The sequence below is a fragment of the Halorubrum sp. B52 genome (assembly GCF_059752555.1).
Genome location: NZ_MWTG01000007.1, coordinates 173,097 through 190,559, shown reverse-complemented (window position 1 = coordinate 190,559; position 17,463 = coordinate 173,097). Strand labels below are relative to the sequence as shown.

Genomic DNA, 17,463 nt, shown 5'->3' with positions numbered 1-17,463 from the left:
CAGACGCCGTCTCGATGCGGGTTCGGGAGCGTGCGGACCGGCGTGGTGACGGGTCTCCCCGCCGACAGCTTTCTGCCCGTGAGACCCCTTCCACCGAGCATGTCAGGCTGGACGACCGACGAGATGCCGCGACTGGACGGAAAGAGGGTCGTCGTCACCGGGGCGAACAGCGGGCTCGGCTACGAGGGGACCCGCGCGTTCGCGGAGCGGGGCGCGACCGTCGTGATGGCGTGCCGGAGCGTGGATCGGGGCGAGCGCGCGGCCGCCGAGATCCGCCGCGAGAGCGCCCTCGACCGCGAGGAACTCGACCTCGACGTCCGCGAGTGCGACCTCGCGTCGCTCGACTCGGTGGCGGCCTTCGCCGAGGGGCTCGCCGCCGACTACGACGCGGTCGACGCCCTCTGTAACAACGCCGGGGTGATGGCGATCCCGCGGAGCGAGACGGAGGACGGCTTCGAGACGCAGTTCGGCGTCAACCACCTCGGCCACTTCGCGCTCACGGGACGCCTGTTCCCGCTCCTGGAGGCCGCCGAGGGGATCGGCGGGGCGGCCCGCGTCGTCACGCAGTCGTCGGGCGCCCACGAGCAGGGCGAGATGGACTTCTCGGACCTCAACTGGGAGCGCTCGTACGGGAAGTGGAAGGCGTACGGTCGGAGCAAGCTCGCGAACCTGCTGTTCGCCTACGAGCTCCAGCGGCGCCTCGCCGCGGCCGACGTCTCCGGCGTCCGGAGCGTCGCCTGCCATCCGGGCTACGCGGTGACGAACCTCCAGCACCGCACCGCGGAGGAGAGCGGGAACCCCCTGATGACGGTCGGGATGAAGGCCGCGAACGCGGTCCTCGGGCAGGACGCCGCGACGGGCGCGCTGCCAATGCTGTACGCCGCCACCGCCGACGTCGACGGCGGCGCCTACGTCGAGCCGGGCGGCCTCATGAACATGCGGGGGACGCCGACCGTGGGACGGTCGAACGACGCCTCCTACGACCGCGCGGACGCGCGCCGCCTCTGGGAGCACTCCGAGGAGGCGACGGGCGTGGAGTTCCCGGTGTAGCTTCGGCCGAAAACGCCCGACCGCGTGCGGGCGGATCGAAGCCCGGAGACGCCGCTTGCGGTGTGATATACGCGGAACGCGTTTCGAGAGCTGTCCGCCGTCGCCGGTCGCGGGTACGGCCGAGCGAGCTACAGCCGAGTGAGGTTCGTCGCGCGCGGACCCTTGTCCGCCTCCTCGATCTCGAACTCTACCTCCTGGCCTTCCTCGAGGTCCGGGCCGCCGACGTCTTCCATGTGGAAGAACACGTCTTCGTCAGCGTCGTCAGTCTCGATGAATCCGTAGCCGCCGGTGTCGTTGAAGAAGTCGACCTTGCCTGTCGCCATCGCACCCGAGACCACTCCCGACTCCGTGATAAGTGTTGTGTGCGCGCCGATCCACTCCCATTCGCCGGTCTCCGGGCCGGAAAGCCGCTGATTCCGTTTTTCCGGGTCGGATCTCCGTCGTCTCGCTCGCTCGATGACGGACCGCTCGAATCGACCTCGGTCACGCGCGGTAATCGACTGTCGCACCGGACCGCGAGCAGCACCGCGGACCGGTTCCCGAAACGTTAGGGCGCGAGCGACCGTTCGATCGGACAGCTCGTGGGAAACGACGACGCTCGGGTCGACATGACGGCGGGGGCGATCTCGCCGAAGCTGTTCGACCTCGCGTGGCCGCTGGTGCTCGGGAACCTCCTCCAGACCCTGTACAACCTCGCGGACATGTTCTGGGTCGGGCGGGTGAGCACCGAGGCCGTCGCCGCCGTCTCGCTCATGTTCCCGCTCTCGTGGCTGTTCGTCTCGACCGCGATGGGGCTCACGGCCGCGACGATCGCCTTGGTCTCCCAGCACGTCGGCGCCGGCAACGACCGGCGCGCCGACGAGGTCGTGGGACAGACGGTCCTGCTCGCGGTCGCGGTCTCCGTCGCCCTCGCGGCCGTCGGCTTCGCGGCGCGCCACCGGCTGCTCTACTGGATCGGGGCGCGCGACGCGGTGTTCGTCGAGTCGCTCGCCTACATCGAGGTGATCCTCCTCACCCTCCCGCTCACGTTCCTCTTCTTCGCGTTCCGCGCCTCGCTGCAGGGCGCGGGCGACACGACGACCGCGATGTGGCTGGTCGGGATCTCCGCCGGGATCAACATCGCCATCGACCCCGTCTTCATCCTCGGGTGGGGGCCGGTCCCGGCGCTCGGGACGCGCGGGGCCGCGATCGCGACGTTGATCGCGCGCCTGTTCGCGACCACGGTGGGGGTCTGGATCCTGCTGCGCGGCGACTGGGGGGTGAAGCTGTACGTCCGCGACCTCGCGCCGAACCCGGAGATCCTCCGGACGCTGATCGACGTGGGGTACCCGGCGACGCTCGACGGGTGGGCGCGGTCGTTCGCCTCCGTCTTCATGGCGGCGCTCGTCGCGCGGTTCGGCCCGGTCGCGACCGCGGCGTACGGGATCGGCGTCAGGCTGATGTCCGTCTCGTGGTCGGTCGCGGGCGCGGTCGGGCAGGCGACCGCGACCGGCGTCGGACAGAACCTCGGCGCCGGGACGCCCGACCGCGCCGTCGCCGTCACCCGCGTCGCCACCCTCGGGACCATGGCGCTGCTCGGCGTCGCCGGCGGCGCGGTCTGGCTGTTCCCGGCGGTCGCGATGCGCGTCTTCATCGACGACCCGGCGACGGTCGCGGAGGGGGTCGTCTTCCTCCGCGTCATCGCGCTGTCGTGGGCGTTCTTCGGCGGGCTCATGGTGATACAGGGGGCGTTCCGCGGGGCGGGACACACCAAGGCCGCGCTGGCGCTCTCTCTCCTCTCCCGGTGGGCCGTCCGGATCCCGCTGGCCGCCCTGCTCGCGTTCGGGGCGGTCGGCGTCACGCTCGGCGGGGTCGCGGTCGGTCCCGTCGACGTCCCCGCGGTCGAGGTCGGCTACGTCGGACTCGACTGGGGCGTCGTCGGGCTGTGGTGGGCGTACGCGACGGCCGCCGTGGCCTCCTTCGCGGTCGGCGCGGCGTGGTTCCTGCGCGGGACGTGGACGGAGGGCGTCGTCGACGAGTCGGGCGAGACGGCGGTCGCGTCGGACCCCGCCGACGACGAGGACGGCGGCGAGGGCCTGGAGGCGTCCGTCGACTCGGTCGACGACTGAGGGCGACGCCGAGACTACCGCCGCTGCCGTTTCGCTATCTCCAGCGAGAAGAAGAACCCGTAGTACGCCGGGACCCCGGCGAGCATGAACATGTACAGCACCCACTGCGGGGCGCCCGCGAACGCGACGTCGTAGAGGAGGGAGACGAGCGTCACCCACGCGATCGCGAACACGAGGTCCTGAACCATTCCGGCTCGGTTCTCGCTGACCTGCGACCGGACGCGGTCGGCGAGGCTCTTCTCGTTCGTGTCGTCGGTCGCGTCCGTCTCGGGCATGGGTGAGCGTGTCGGTCGGGGTACGTCGGTGTTCCGGAAACGAGTCGATGCGGCGGGAACCGAGCGATTTCCGGGCGGCGGGACGAAGCCCGACGCCGGGGTCGCGCGTCAGTCCTCCTCGAGGTAGTCGACGACGAGGACCGGCACGTGCGTCGAGCGCAGCGTGCGCTCGGTGACGCTTCCGAGGAGCGCGCGCCGGACGCCGGCGCGACCGTGGCTCCCCATCACGATGAGGTCCATCTCGTGGTCCTCGGCGTAGTCGGCGATCACCTTGTGCGGGCGGCCGCCGGAGACGTGTTCGACGACGTCGATGTCGCGCTCCGCGCCGCGGGCGGCGACCGTGCCGGTCGCCTCGTCGGCCTTCGATTTCAGCTCCTCCATCTCGCCGAACCGGCCCTGCTTGAGCCGGTCGACCTGTTCGGTGCCGAGGCCGAGGTTGACCGAGTCGATGTCGACCACGTACAGCGCGTGGACGTCGGCGTCGTACTTCTCGGCGAGGTCGAGCGCGTGCTCGACCGCGGACTCCGCGACGTCGCTTCCGTCGGTCGGGATCAGGATTCGTTCGTACATGGATCACTCCTCCGTGGCCGCGTCGGTCTCGTCTCCGGTCACCGCACCGCCGTCAGTGGCCACGTCGTCGACTGCGCGGCCCCCGTCGGTCGCCGCGTCGTCGACTGCGCGGCCCCCGTCGGTCGCCACGTCCTCGCCGCCGTCGGCGACGACGTCTTCGGCCGTCTGCTGCTGGCGCATCGGCTCCGGGCTGTGACACTGCCGGACGATCCGCTTCGTTTCGGCCGGCGGGTCGTCGGTCGCCATCGAGACGACGATGGTGACGGCGAAGACGACCGGCACGGAGACGAGGGCCGAGCCGATCGCGGGCAGCCACGTCGCGAGCCCCGCGTTGAGCGGCGCCTCGAGCCCGCCGACGTACGTCGGGACCACTTCGTTTATCATCGGGATGAACCAGATGACGAGGCCGGTCGTCATGCCGGCGAGCGCGCCCTCGCGGTTGGTGTTCTCCCACCACATGCCGAGGAAGAACATCGGGAACAGAACCGCGCCGGCCAGCGAGAACGCGTACGAGACGAGCGCGGCGATCGGCGCCGCGGGGTCGAGCGCCGCCAGCGTCGTCAACACGCCGAGCAGGACGATGCTCAGGCGACCGACGAGCACCTGCTGGCGCTGGGTCGCGTCGGGGTTGACGATGTTGGTGTAGATGTCGTGCGATATCGCCGAGGAGCCGGCGATGAACAGGCCGGCGGTCGTCGCGATCGCGGCGGCGATACCGCCCGCCGCGACGAGGCCGACGAACCACTCGGGGAGGTTCGAGAGCTGCGCGGCCAACACGACGATCACGTCGGCCGCCGACGACGTCATGCCGGGGTCGCCGTACACCGCGCCGATGTTCTCCGCGTACAGGTCGGTCCCGAACGCCGCGAACGCCGGCGCGCTGAAGTAGAGGATACAGATGAAGAACAGCCCCCAGACGGTGGACCAGCGGGCGGTCCGCTCGTTCTCCACCGTGTAGAAGCGCACCAGCACGTGCGGGAGCCCGCACGTGCCGACGATGAGCGAGAACGCCGTCGCGATCCACAGGTAGAAGCTCGCGTTGACGAACGGCTCGGAGAACTCGGCGCTGAGCGTCCCGATCAGCGCGCCGTACTCGATCTGCGGCAGCACCGTCGAGTAGCCGTTCGCGAGACCGACCGCGTACAGCCCCGCGACGAACGCGACGATGAGGATGACGTACTGGACGGCCATGTTCTTCGTCGCGCCCAGCATGCCGGACAGCGTCAGATAGCCGACGGTGATGGTCATCATGATGATCACCATCGCCTGGTAGCCGCTCAGTCCGAGGAAGCCGAGGTCGCCGAAGATGTACAGCCCGACGAGCGCCATCCCGCGCGCCTGTCCGATGGCGTACACGAAGCCGATGAGGAACGTCGTGACCGCGCCGATGGCGCGCGCGGTGTCGGAGTTGAAGCGGTCGCCGACGAAGTCCGGCGCCGTGTACTTCCCGAACCGGCGCAGCTGCGCGGCGAGGAAGATGAGCAGGATGAAGTAGCCCGTCGTCCAGCCGACGACGAACGCGAGGCCGTACACGCCGGCCGTCGCGATCAGCGCGGCCATTCCGAGGTACGACGCCGCGGACATCCAGTTCGCGCCGATCGCCATGCCGTTCTCCAGGTTCCCGATCGACCGGCCGGCGACCCACATGTTCTCGGTGTCGGCCACGCGGAAGACGAAGCCGATGGCGAGGAACACGAGGAGCATGCCGACGACGAGCACGGCCGGAAGCGCCTTGAACGAGACGTTGAGCCCCTCGGGGAGGAGCTCGCTCTGCAGGAGCGTCGCGGCGAGCGTCATGCGTCACCTCCGGCGGTGCCGTGGTCGATGCCGTACTTGTCGTCCAGTTCGTCGCGTCGCTTCGCGTACCACGCGGACAGGATCAGCGCGCTGCCCGGGGCGCCGATGGCGATGAGGAAGTAGTGCAGCGGGAAGCCGATGATCGGCATCGGCGTCGTCATCGCGCCGGGCGCCAGGTAGGTGGCCGTTACCGGCCCGAAGACGGCGACCGCCCAGATCACGAACCCCGTCCAGACGATCCGGAGGTGTTCGCGCATGTACGGCGTGCTCGGACTCAGGATGTTCACTTCCGAGCTGAGGTAGTCGGTCTGTCGGTGCTTCTGTGCCGCGCCCGACGCGACGCCGCCGTCGGTGGCCGCGTCGTTCGCTGCGCGTCCACCATCGGTGGCCGCGTCACCGGTGTCGTGTGAGCTATTATCTGTCATGTGTCGTGGTCTGTCGATGTCGTGTGTCGTCGTGCGTCGTGTGTCCGATTCGATCGTGATGTTCGTTCGCGCGTCCGGATCGTCCGATTCTGTATCGCGTCGAAAACGGAGCCGTGGAGCGCCTACTCGCCTCTGGCCTTCCGCTGGATCTCCTCGACGATCTCCGGGTTCCGGAGCGTGCTCGTGTTACCGAGCTCCTCGCCGTCGGCGATGTTCTCCAGCAGGCGGCGCATGATCTTCCCCGAGCGCGTCTTCGGCAGGTCGGGGGTGAACACAACCTGCTCCGGCCGGGCGATCGGACCGATGGCGTCCTCGACGCCCGCGACGATCGCGTCGCGGAGCTCGTCGGTGCCCTCGTACCCGTCCTCGGTCGTCACGTACGCGTAGACGGCCTCGCCTTTGATCTCGTGGTCGCCGCCGACGACGGCGGCCTCCGCGACCCCCTCGACGCCGACGATCGCGGACTCGATCTCCATCGTCCCCAGCCGGTGGCCGGAGACGTTGAGCACGTCGTCCACGCGACCGAGGACGGTGATGTAGCCGTCCTCGTCGATCTTGGCGCCGTCCTCCGGGAAGTACACCCAGTCGTCGGGGTCGTCGCTGTCCGTGTCGGAGTACTCCGCCCAGTACTCCTCGATGTACCGCTCGTCGTTGTTGTACAGCGTCCGGAGCATGCCGGGCCACGGCTTCTGTACCGTGAGGTAGCCCGCCTTCCCGGGCTCGACCTCGTCGCCGAGCGTGTCGAGGATCTGGACGTCGAGCCCCGGGAGCGGCGGCCCCGCGGCGCCCGGCTTCATGTCCTTGATCCCCGGCAGCGTCGTGATCATCATCCCGCCCGTCTCGGTCTGCCACCACGTGTCGACGATGGGGCACTCCTCGTCGCCGATGTGCTGGTAGTACCACTTCCACGCCCGCGGGTTGATCGGCTCGCCGACCGTGCCGAGCAGCCGCAGGCTGGAGAGGTCGTGGCGGTCGGGGAACTCCGAGCCCCACTTCATGAACGCGCGGATCGCCGTGGGAGCCGTGTACAGCTGGGTCGCCTCGTGTTCCTCGACGATCTCCCACAGGCGGTCCTGTTCGGGGTGATCGGGCGTCCCCTCGTACATCATCGTCGTCGTCCCGAGCGCGAGCGGCCCGTAGACGATGTAGGAGTGGCCCGTGATCCAGCCGATGTCGGCCGAGCAGAAGTACGTGTCATCCGGCTTGACGTCGAGCACCGACTGCGAGGTCCACGACACCCACGAGAGGTAGCCGCCGGTCGTGTGTTTCACCCCCTTCGGCTTCCCCGTCGTCCCCGAGGTGTACATTAAGAACAGCATGTCCTCGGCGTCGCGGGTGACCGGCTCGACCTCGGCGCCCTCGTGCTCCGCGACGAGGTCGCCGTAGTCGAGTTGGTCGTCGCCGAGCTCGTGGCCGAAGCCGTCGCCGTTCGGCCCGAGGCGGTCGACGACGACGGTCGTCGTGTCGTGGTCGACCCCGGAGAGCCCCTCGTTCGCCTTGTCGAGGTGGTCGAGGGGGTCGCCGCGCCGGTAGTAGCCGTCGCAGGTGACGAGGAACTCCGAGTCCGCGGAGTTCATCCGGGTCGCGAGCGCGTCCGCCGAGAACCCGGCGAAGACGACGCTGTGGGGCGCGCCGATGCGGGCGCACGCCAGCATCGCGATCGGCAGCTCCGGGATCATCGGCATGTACATCGTCACGACGTCGTCCTCCTCGACGCCCTGCGCCCGGAGCGCGGCCGCGAACTCGTTCACTTCGCGGTGGAGCTCCGCGTACGTGTACGTGCGGTCGTCCTCGTCGACCGGCTCGCCGACCCACTCGATCGCGGCCTCGTCGCCGCGCTCGTCGAGGTGTCGGTCGAGGCAGTTCGCCGACGCGTTCAGCTCGCCGCCGGTGAACCACTCGTAGAAGGGCGGGTCGCTGTCGTCCAGCACCTGGTCGTAGTCGGACTCCCAGTCGAGGAGGTCGGCCGCGGCCTGCCAGCACTGCGGCCAGTTCTCCTCGAACGTCTCGTAGATCTCGGGGTCGGAGACGTTCGCCTGCGCCGCGAACGACTCGGGCGGCTCGAACACCTCCTGCTCTTCCAGCCTCGCTTCCAGTTGACCGTCACCCTCTGTCATGGTACGATCGTATCCAACCGATCTCGGCATATAAACGCTGACGCTAAATACGAAAAATCATGATGAATTCGAGGGCCTCTGCCCGGCACTCTCCCGTCCGGGTCGCGCTCCCGGAGCCCGTCTCGAGCGTTCCGCGATCTCCGTCTCAACGGCGCTCTCGGTGCTCTTCCTCGAAGAGGCCGTCGAGAAGCGCGCGCTGGGCCTTCCGCAGGTGGTTGTGGAACGTCGGCGAGGAGACGTCCATCGCGTCGGCGACCTCCTCTGCGGTGCTCTCCCGCGGCCAGTCGAAGTAGCCGCCGTGGTACGCGGCCGACAGCGCGGCCCACTGCCGGTCGGTGAATCGGTCGGCGACGTCCTCGCGGAACGCCGACTCCGAGCGCGACGCGCGGACCGCTGACTCCTTGCTCGCGAGGCGGGCGTCGTCGAAGGCCGCGCGGAGCCCGTCGGCCACCGGCCTGACGTCTGCGCCCCCGGGGAGGTCGGCGACGACGCGCACGCGGCCGTCCGCCGCGGTCGCCTCGCGGACCGTCGCGCCGTGCTCGGTGAGCGTCCGAACGGCCGAACCGCCCTCGACGCGCACCGAGGCCGAGCAGCCGTCCTCCCGCGTCTCGGTCACCCGGAGGTCCGAGACGCCGTCCGCGCCGTCGACGACGTCGGCGACGCCCTGTGGGCGCGCGCCCGCGACGGAGAGGTACAGCCGCGAGGCGTCGTCGGTGACGCCGACGGTGGAGTCGAGCTCGATCTCACAGCCGAGGGCGGCGCTCGCGCGGGCGAGGAACGCCCCGCCGTCGGCGACGTGGAACTCCACCTCGGTGACGGCGTCGGAGTGGAGGAGGTCGCGCCACCGACCGGCCGTCACCGCCCAGCCGAGACAGCGCCCGAGCGCGACCAGCTCCCGCCGTTCCGTCTTCGAGACCGGGGCTCCGTCCCCGGCGACGACGCAGAGCGCTCCGTGCGTCACGTCCCGGTAGCTCGCGGGGACGGCGATTCCGGGGCGCCCGTCGGCGGTCGGTTCGCCGCCCGTCGGCACGGGCTCGCCGTCCTCGACCGCGTCGAGCCACGGCCCCTCGCGCGTGACGCCGCGGTCGACGAGGACCTCCCGGTCGACGCCCGCGGCGCCCACGACCTCCGTCCGGCCGCCGTCGACCGACCCGCGGACCACCCACGCCTCGGTCCACCGTCCGGATTCGACCAGCCGCTCCGGAACGGTCGCGAGGGGCGACTTCTTCCCCCCACCGTCGGCGAGGGCCTCGAAGCCGCCGAGCGCGGTCGGTTCTCGTCCGCCGGCGTCGCCCTCGGCGTCCGCGGCGGCTCCGGCGACCGCAAACGCCTCGGCGACCTCGCGCCCGTCGAGCGGGCCGAGGAACTCGTCGAGCGTCCCCAGCGTCTCCCAGCCGCCGGCCTCGCGCACGGCGTGGGGATCGACGCCGCGGTCGACGAGGTGCCGGCGCGCGAACGCGTCCCGGAGGTCGCGGGGCGTGACGTCGGCCGGCACCGCGCCGTCGGTCCGCGCCGCCGCCCGCTCGGCGGTCTCGCTCACGATCATCTGGACGCGACGGGGGGAGACGCCGACGAACGGCTCCGCGTCGTCGAGCCCCTCGCTCTCGGCGTACCGCCGGAGCTCGGACGCCAGCGAGGCGGGAACGACGGTCTCGCGGTCGATCGGTTCCGTCGCCTCCTCGCCGCTCGGCGGCTTCCCCTCGTCCCGCGCTCCCGCGTCGTCGGGGACGGCGAGGAGGGACGCGCCGGAACCGACGCCCGGATCCCGGAGGTGCCGCGGCGCGACGCGCGTGATCTCGCCGGTGCGGAGCCCGGCCTCGCCGGCGAGCCGAACCACGACCGCGGCGCGGTACGTCTCCGCGGCGGTCAGGAGCGCGTCGTACGCCTCGCCGTCGAGCCCGTCGACCATCTGTTTCGTGAATACACGGAAAACCGAATCAAAAATCTTCCCCCGATGACCGTCTCTCGCGGTTCGCGAGCCGAGTCGAGTCCGACGCGTTCGGCAGACGGGTCCAGTTGCGAAATATCGATGGTCAAAATTTCGGATGTCAGGTCAAACCCGAAACGCCGGTCGGTCGCCGGATCGAAGACGGGCCGCTCCGACCGAGCGGTCGGTTCAGACGGCGTCGGCTCAGGCTCCGTCGGCTCGGGCGCCGTCGGCGACGCCCCACGCGACGTGGTCCCACAGGCGCTCGTAGGCGTAGTAGGTCGCGGTCTTGACGACGTTGGTCACCAGTCCGATGTTCACGGCGTCGCTGACGTCGCCGACGATCGCCCACGCCACGATCACGGTGATCGTGACCATGACCGCGCGGTAACAGAGCGTCTTGGCGACCGCGCGCTTCCGGGCGTGGAGCGCGGACCGCGAGACGAGCGTGCCCATACGGACGCGTCGGCGGCCAGCTATAAGAAACTTTTAGTGGTTTCTATATTTCTTCAAAGAAACTGAATACAGTTACTTCTCACGGACAGAGGACTCGATCTCGCCGACGACCTCCGGGTTCCGGAGCGCGCTGACGTCGCCGAACTCCTCGCCGCGGGCGATGTCTTCCAGCAGGCGGCGCATGATCTTCCCCGAGCGCGTCTTCGGGAGCTCCGGGGTGAACACGATCCGGTCCGCGCGGGCGAGATCGCCGACCTCGCGGGCCAGCTCCTCGCCGATCGCCGTTCTGAGCGACTCGTCGGGCTCGACGTCGCTCCGAGTGGTCACGTAGGCGACGACGTCGCCGTCGCCGTCGCCGACGACCGCGGCCTCGGTGACCCCCTCAACGCCGACGATCGCCGACTCCAGTTCGGCGGTGTTGAACCGCTGCGCCCGCACGTTGATCACGTCGTCGACGCGACCGAGAATGGTTACGTAGCCGTCCTCGTCGACCGTCGCGCCGTCGCCGGTGCGGTACCGCCAGCCGTCCTCGGTCTCGACCCAGTACTCCCGGCGGTAGCGCTCGTCGCCCTCGCGGAGCCCGCGGAGCATGCCGGGCCACGGCGAGGCGACCGTGAGGTACCCCGGCTCGCCCGGGTCCACCGGCTCGCCGTCCTCGTCGACGACGCGCGCGTCGATCCCGGGAAGGGGCGGCCCGACTTTCCCGGGCTTCATGGGCGTGATCCCGGGCAGCGTCGCGAGCGCGATGGCGCCCGTCTCCGTCTGCCACCACGTGTCGACGACCGGTGCCTCGCCGCCGCCGACGTGCTCGCGGTACCAATGCCACGCCTTGGAGGTGATCGACTCGCCGACGGTGCCCAGCAGGCGGATCGACGAGAGGTCGTGGCGCTCGGGGTACTCCGCGCCCCACTTCATGAACGACCGGATCGCGGTGGGCGAGGTGTAGAAGACGCTGACCGCGTTGCGCTCGATCAGGTCCCACACGCGGTCGCGGTCCGGGTAGTCGGGCGACCCCTCGTACAGCACGGTCGTCGTCCCGACGGAGAGGGGGCCGTACACGCCGTACGAGTGGCCCGTGATCCAGCCGATGTCGGCCGCGCACCAGTAGGTGTCCGACGGCCGGACGTCGAGGACGTTCCGGGTGGTCCAGGCGACGTGCGCGAGGTACCCCCCGGTCGCGTGTTCGACGCCCTTCGGCCGACCGGTCGTCCCGGAGGTGTACATCACGAACAGCAGGTCGGTGGCGTCGCGCGCGACCGGCTCGACCGTCTCGCCGTCGTGCGCGTCGACGAGCGACTCGTACGCGTGCTCGTCGGCGCCCAGCGACACGTCGAGCGCGTCGCCGAGCCGGTCGACGACGACCGTCGCCGCGAGGTCGCCGTCGGCCCGGAGCCGGGCGTTGTCCGCCTTCGACTTCTGGTTGAACGCGTCCTCGCGGCGGTAGTAGCCGTCGCAGGTGATCAGGTACGACGAGTCGGCCGCGTCGAGGCGGGTCGCGAGCGCCTCCGCCGAGAGCCCCGCGAAGACGACGTTGTGGGGCGCGCCGATCCGGGCGCACGCCAGCATCGCGACCGGTAGCTCCGGGACCATCGGGAGGTACAGGGTGACGACGTCGTCCTCCTCGACGCCGAGCTCCCGCAGGCCGGCCGCGAGCGCGTTCACCTCGCGGTGGAGGTCGAGGTAGGTGTACGACCGGCGCTCGCCGCGCTTGCCGAACCACCGGATCGCGAGCTGATTGCGCCGCTCGTCGAGGTGGCGGTCGACGCAGTTGGCGGCGGCGTTGAGCCGCCCGTCCGGGAACCACTCGTAAAACGGCGGATCGCCGTCGTCGAGCACCGTCTCGTACGGCCGATCCCAGTCGAGGAGGTCCGCGGCCCGCCGCCAGGCGTCCGGCCCCTCGGCAGCGAACGCGTCGTACACCCCCGCGTCGCTCGCGACGGCCCGATCGCGGAACCCGGTCGGCGGCTCGATGTCGTCGTCGGCGGCAACGGACCGGTTCCGTTGTCGGCCGTCGACTCCGGCGTCGTCCATGATACCCGTTCGCAAGTGGAGGAATGTATACTTTGTCCGCGATCCCGGCCAGTGGCGGAGTCCCCCGACGGGGTCGTCGGCGTCGCCTACGGCGACTCCGCCGGCGCGAGCGCGGCCGCCTTCGACCGCGCGCGGGCGACGACGGAGGGCTTGGCCTCGAAGTCGACGGTCACCTGGTCGCTCGCGTACGACTCCTCGTCGACGTGGCCGTGGTCGTGGATCCACGAGACGAGGCTCATCGCCTCGTCGGAGACGGGGAGGACGAGCCGCTCGCGCTCCCAGTCGGGGAGCTCGTCCTCGACGCGGTCGCGGAGCTCCGCGACGCCGGCGCCCGTCTTCGCCGAGACGGCGACCGGGTCGGGCGCGACGCCGGAGAGCGCGCCGCGCTTGTCGGCCAGCTCGCCGGGCGCGAGCCGGTCGACCTTGTTGAACACGGTGACGACGGGGGCCTCGTTGCGCTCGTAGAGGGTGTCGTGGCTCGTGACGAGCTTCTCGCGCATGTCCTCGACCGGTTCGCTCGCGTCGACGACGAGCAGCACGAGGTCAGCGCGGTAGACGGAGTCGAGCGTCGACTCGAACGACTCCACGAGCCAGTGGGGAAGGTCCGCGATGAATCCGACCGTGTCCGTGAGGAGCACGTCGCGCTTCTCCATCTCGGCCCGCCGGGTCGTCGTGCCGAGCGTGGTGAACAGCATGTCCTGCGACTCGGCGGTGGTGTCGAGGTCGGGGTGGCGGTCGGCGTTCTCGTCGACGTCGATCTCGGCCGCGAGCCGGCGCATCAGCGTCGACTTGCCGGCGTTCGTGTACCCCGCGAGCGCGACCAGGTCGAAGCCGGAGTCGCGGCGCTGCTCCCTCCTCGCCTCCTCCTTCGCCGCGATCGACTCCAGCTCGTCACGGATCTCCGAGATCTGCCGCTTGATGTCGCGCTCGACGCTCTCGTCGTACTCGCCGAGCCCCATGAAGCCGGGGCGCTCGTCGCGCTTCGCGAGGCTCGCCTTCGCCTCGGCGCGCGGGAGCTCGTACCGGAGCTCCGCGAGCTCGACCTGCAGCTGCGCCTTCCGGGTGTTCGCCCGCTGGCCGAAGATCTCGAGGATGAGCGTGAACCGGTCGATCACCTCGACGCCCTCGGGGAGCTCCCCGCCGATGTTGAACGTCTGGTACGGCCCGACGTCGTTGTCGACGATGACCGCCCCGGCGTCGGTCCGGCGGACCAGGTCGCGCAGCTCCGCGACCTTTCCCTCGCCGAACATGAAGGCGGCGTCCTCGGTGCGTGTCTGCGTGAGCTCCCCGACGACCTCGTACCCCGCGGCCGCGGCGAGCTGACGGATCTCGGCCAGGTCGGCGTCGCCCTCGTCGACGCGCTTGGCGACGACCGCCCGTCGCTCTCGGGGGACCGACTCGGCGTCTGCGTCCGCGCCCTCGACGCTCCCGGTCATAAGAGGAGGTCTCGGGCCGCGTACGCGGCGTGGTGTGCTGCCTGCACTGTTTCGCGTTCCCCTATGCTCTCGACGTATTTAAACTCGGGTCGGAAGCTCAGGCCGACCCGCTCCGCGGGCTCCTCGTAGAACTCGCCGTGCTCCGCGACGATCGGCCCGTTCGGCGGCTCCGGCAGGTTCCCGACCGCGGTCGCCACGAGCCCGAGCGTCGCGTCGAGCGTGGGCCCCTCGCGCGCGGCGGCGAAGCCCACTCCCTCCACCGACCGAATTCGGGTCGAGTCGATCCGGGCGTGGACCGCGGCCGCGACCATCAGGTACTCGCCCGCCTCCTCGTGGCGGCCGCTGATGTCGACGCCGACCACCTCAGGGACGGGCGCCGGCCACCTCGGTTCGTCCGGGCCGCGAACTCTCCCCGACCGGTGTCAGTTCCATAACCACTCGTTGGTCGCCGGCCGAATTGAAGGTTTCCGTGGCGCGGGCGAGCGCGGACGTTCCGAAGGAGGGGACCGCTCCGGTGAGCCGTCCCGATGAGCCGCCTCAGGCCGACAGCGCCGCGACCGCGTCGCCGATCCGGTCGACAGCCTCGTCGACGTCGTCCGCGTCGACGTCGAGGTGCGTGGTGAACCGCGTCGTGTACTCGTCGAACTCGACGCAGCCGACGCCCGCCGCCTTGCAGGCCTCCACGAGGTCGGCCGCCGGAATCCCGCCCTCCTCGGTGTGCGCGACGACGATGTTGGTGTCCGGCGCGGGCGCGTTCACCCCCTCGAGCGCGTCGAGCCCGGCGGCGAGCCGCTCGGCGTTGGCGTGGTCGTCGGCGAGCCGGTCCACGTTCTCCAGGGCGAGCAGCCCCGGCGCGGCGATCATCCCGACCTGCCGCATCCCGCCGCCGAACAGCTTCCGGACGCGGCGAGCCTCGTCGATAAAGGCCTCGTCGCCGGCGAGTATCGAGCCGACCGGCGCCCCGAGCCCCTTCGAGAGGCAGAACGTGACGCTGTCGACCGGGGCGACGAGCTCGCTCGCGTCGACGCCCAGCGCGACGGCGGCGTTGAACACGCGGGCGCCGTCGAGGTGGACCGGCACGCCGGCGTCGCGGGCGACGTCGGCGGCCGCGGCGATCCCCTCGACCGGGACCGCGACCCCGCCGCGGTAGTTGTGGGTGTTCTCCAGCGACAGGAGCCCGGTCCCGGGTCGGTGGAGGTCCTCGCTCACGAGCCCCTCGCGCACCGCGTCGGGGGTCGGGACGCAGCGCTCGCCGGCGTCGATCGTCCGGGTCTGGACGCCCGAGAGCTTCGACGCGCCCGCGAGCTCCCACCGGTAGACGTGGGACTCGCGCTCCAGGAGGAGCTCCTGTCCGGGCTCCGTGTGGACGTGGACGGCGATCTGGTTGGCCATCGTCCCGGAGGGGACGTAGATCGCCGCCTCGGTGCCGACCGCGTCCGCGGCGCGGCGCTCTAACTCGTTGACGGTCGGGTCGTCGCGGTACACGTCGTCGCCGACCTCGGCGGTCGCGGCCGCCTCGCGCATCTCGGTCGAAGGCCTAGTGACGGTGTCGGACCGCAGGTCGATGGTGTCCTCGTCGGTCTCCATTCGTTGCCGGCGGTTCGGCGGCCGACCTGAAATAGGTCGCGCTCCGGGCCGGCTCGGCCGGATCTCCCGGAGATTCCGCGTTCGGTCCCTTCTTAAGCGACGCGGCCGATCCGTGGCGTATGGCAACGGAAGCCGCGGCCGACGACGCGAGCGACGCCCCCGAGGCGTACGAGGCCCTCCTGGACCGCGTTCGACGCTGGAACACGGTCGGGAGCGCGGCCGGCGTGCTCGGCTGGGACCAGCAGGTGATGATGCCCGAGGGCGGCACCCCCGCCCGGTCGAAGCAGCTCTCGACGCTCTCGTCGATCAAACACGACATGATCACGGACGAGGAGACCGGCGAGCTGCTCGCCGAGCTCGACGACACCGACCTCACCGACGAGCAGCGGGCGGTCGTCCGCGAGGTCCGCCGCGAGTACGAGCGCGCCGACGCCGTCCCCGTCGAGCTCGTCGAGGAGATCTCCGAGACCGGCTCCGAGGCGCTGGGGGCGTGGGAGGAGGCGAAAGCGGAGGACGACTTCGAGACGTTCGCCCCGTACCTGGAGAAGCACGTCGAGCTCAAGCGGGAGTACGCCGAACACATCGACCCCGACCGCGACCCCTACGAGGTCCTCTTCGAGGACTACGAGCCGTGCCTCTCGATCGACCGCGCCGAGTCGATCCTCGACGAGCTCCGCGAGACGCTCGTCCCCATGATCGACGCGATCCGCGACTCCGACGCGGACCTCGCGGTCGACACCTTCGAGGGCACATTCTCCGAGGACGAGCAGGAGGAGCTCGCCCGCGAGGCGCTCGAGCTCGTCGGTTACGACTTCGACCGCGGCCGCCTCGACGTCTCCTCGCACCCGTTTACCTCGGGCAACCAGTTCGACTGCCGCGTGACCACCCGGTTCGACGAGTCCGACCCGCTCGGCGCGATCGGTTCGACGATCCACGAGTACGGCCACGCGCAGTACAACCTCGGGCTGCCGCGGGAGGAGTGGGCCACCCCGCTCGGCGAGTCTCGCGACCTCTCCGTCCACGAGTCGCAGTCGCGGCTCTGGGAGAACCACGTCGGCCGGAGCCGGCCGTTCTGGGAGCTGTTCCTCCCCCGGTTCAAAGCGCAGTTCCCCCAGACCGAGGAGGCCACAGTCGAGGACGCCTACGAGGCGGTCAACCAAGTGCACGAGGACAACCTCATCCGCGTCGAGGCGGACGAGCTCACCTACCACCTCCACATCGTCGTCCGGTTCGAGATCGAGCGCGACCTGATCCGCGGCGACCTCGCGGTCGAGGACGTGCCGGAGGTCTGGAACGACAAGTACGAGGAGTACCTCGGGATCCGCCCGGAGACCGACAGCGAGGGCTGTCTCCAGGACATCCACTGGAGCCACGGCAACTTCGGCTACTTCCCCACCTACTCGCTCGGCTCGGTCATGGCCGCGCAGCTGTTCGAGGCCGCCGAGGAGGAGATCGACGACCTCGACGCGAAGGTCGCCGACGGCGACTTCGAGGAGCTGCAGTCGTGGCTCGGCGAGAACGTCCACCGGCACGGCTCGCGCTACGAGACGAACGAGCTGGTGAAGCGCGCGACCGGCGACGACTTCTCGGCGGACGCGTTCACCGACTACGTCGAGGAGAAGTACGGCGAGCTGTACGGGATCTAGCTCGCGTACCCGGCTATCGGGATTTTTACCGGTACGCC

General features: G+C 70.4%; 15 protein-coding genes. 3 read left to right on the top strand and 12 right to left on the bottom strand.

Features of this window, described 5'->3' with window-relative positions:
* Nucleotides 1–99: 99 nt before the first annotated feature.
* A complete protein-coding gene (locus B4V04_RS02435; protein ID WP_498228857.1) occupies nucleotides 100–1,050 on the top strand; it encodes an oxidoreductase in 951 nt (316 codons plus the stop codon).
* Between the two features lie 128 nt (nucleotides 1,051–1,178).
* On the opposite strand, the gene B4V04_RS02430 is transcribed toward B4V04_RS02435, so the two are convergent.
* Nucleotides 1,179–1,373 (bottom strand): cold-shock protein, encoded by a 195-nt coding sequence (locus B4V04_RS02430; protein WP_004045866.1) that lies wholly within the window; start codon nucleotides 1,371–1,373, stop codon nucleotides 1,179–1,181.
* A 285-nt stretch (nucleotides 1,374–1,658) separates the two neighbouring features.
* Here B4V04_RS02430 and B4V04_RS02425 point away from each other — a divergent pair, with 285 nt between their 5' ends.
* A complete protein-coding gene (locus B4V04_RS02425; protein ID WP_498229933.1) occupies nucleotides 1,659–3,158 on the top strand; it encodes an MATE family efflux transporter in 1,500 nt (499 codons plus the stop codon).
* 14 nt (nucleotides 3,159–3,172) lie between these two features.
* Here the strand turns inward: B4V04_RS02425 and B4V04_RS02420 are convergent, their stop codons facing one another.
* From B4V04_RS02420 to B4V04_RS02370, 11 genes are all read right to left on the bottom strand, one after another.
* The gene (locus B4V04_RS02420) at nucleotides 3,173–3,433 is read right to left on the bottom strand and encodes a DUF8119 family protein (protein ID WP_498228855.1); all 261 of its coding nucleotides are present in this window, start codon (nucleotides 3,431–3,433) and stop codon (nucleotides 3,173–3,175) included.
* A 108-nt stretch (nucleotides 3,434–3,541) separates the two neighbouring features.
* On the bottom strand, nucleotides 3,542–4,003 hold the full coding sequence (locus tag B4V04_RS02415; protein ID WP_498228853.1) for a universal stress protein: 462 nt from the start codon (nucleotides 4,001–4,003) through the stop codon (nucleotides 3,542–3,544).
* 3 nt (nucleotides 4,004–4,006) lie between these two features.
* On the bottom strand, nucleotides 4,007–5,800 hold the full coding sequence (locus B4V04_RS02410) for a sodium:solute symporter family transporter (protein WP_498228851.1): 1,794 nt from the start codon (nucleotides 5,798–5,800) through the stop codon (nucleotides 4,007–4,009).
* A complete protein-coding gene (locus B4V04_RS02405) occupies nucleotides 5,797–6,225 on the bottom strand; it encodes a DUF4212 domain-containing protein (protein ID WP_498228849.1) in 429 nt (142 codons plus the stop codon). The genes B4V04_RS02410 and B4V04_RS02405 overlap by 4 nt, the downstream gene beginning before the upstream one ends.
* Nucleotides 6,226–6,347: 122 nt before the next feature.
* On the bottom strand, nucleotides 6,348–8,342 hold the full coding sequence (gene acs, locus B4V04_RS02400) for an acetate--CoA ligase (RefSeq protein WP_498228848.1): 1,995 nt from the start codon (nucleotides 8,340–8,342) through the stop codon (nucleotides 6,348–6,350).
* A 145-nt stretch (nucleotides 8,343–8,487) separates the two neighbouring features.
* A complete protein-coding gene (locus tag B4V04_RS02395; protein WP_498228846.1) occupies nucleotides 8,488–10,251 on the bottom strand; it encodes a bacterio-opsin activator domain-containing protein in 1,764 nt (587 codons plus the stop codon).
* A gap of 222 nt (nucleotides 10,252–10,473) precedes the next feature.
* Nucleotides 10,474–10,725 (bottom strand): DUF2061 domain-containing protein, encoded by a 252-nt coding sequence (locus B4V04_RS02390; RefSeq protein WP_498228844.1) that lies wholly within the window; start codon nucleotides 10,723–10,725, stop codon nucleotides 10,474–10,476.
* 72 nt (nucleotides 10,726–10,797) lie between these two features.
* Nucleotides 10,798–12,756: an acetate--CoA ligase gene (acs, locus tag B4V04_RS02385; protein WP_498228842.1), complete on the bottom strand. Its 1,959-nt coding sequence runs from the start codon at nucleotides 12,754–12,756 to the stop codon at nucleotides 10,798–10,800.
* A gap of 86 nt (nucleotides 12,757–12,842) precedes the next feature.
* On the bottom strand, nucleotides 12,843–14,192 hold the full coding sequence (hflX, locus tag B4V04_RS02380) for a GTPase HflX (RefSeq protein WP_498228840.1): 1,350 nt from the start codon (nucleotides 14,190–14,192) through the stop codon (nucleotides 12,843–12,845).
* Nucleotides 14,189–14,554: a DUF2209 family protein gene (locus B4V04_RS02375; RefSeq protein WP_498228838.1), complete on the bottom strand. Its 366-nt coding sequence runs from the start codon at nucleotides 14,552–14,554 to the stop codon at nucleotides 14,189–14,191. The genes hflX and B4V04_RS02375 overlap by 4 nt, the downstream gene beginning before the upstream one ends.
* Nucleotides 14,555–14,729: 175 nt before the next feature.
* Entirely contained in the window at nucleotides 14,730–15,779 is a 1,050-nt protein-coding gene (locus B4V04_RS02370) for a threonine aldolase family protein (protein ID WP_498228836.1), read from the bottom strand.
* Nucleotides 15,780–15,898: 119 nt separating this feature from the next.
* Here B4V04_RS02370 and B4V04_RS02365 point away from each other — a divergent pair, with 119 nt between their 5' ends.
* Nucleotides 15,899–17,425 carry a carboxypeptidase M32 gene (locus B4V04_RS02365; RefSeq protein ID WP_498228834.1) on the top strand — a complete coding sequence of 509 codons (1,527 nt, stop codon included), beginning with the start codon at nucleotides 15,899–15,901 and terminating at the stop codon, nucleotides 17,423–17,425.
* Nucleotides 17,426–17,463 lie beyond the last annotated feature (38 nt).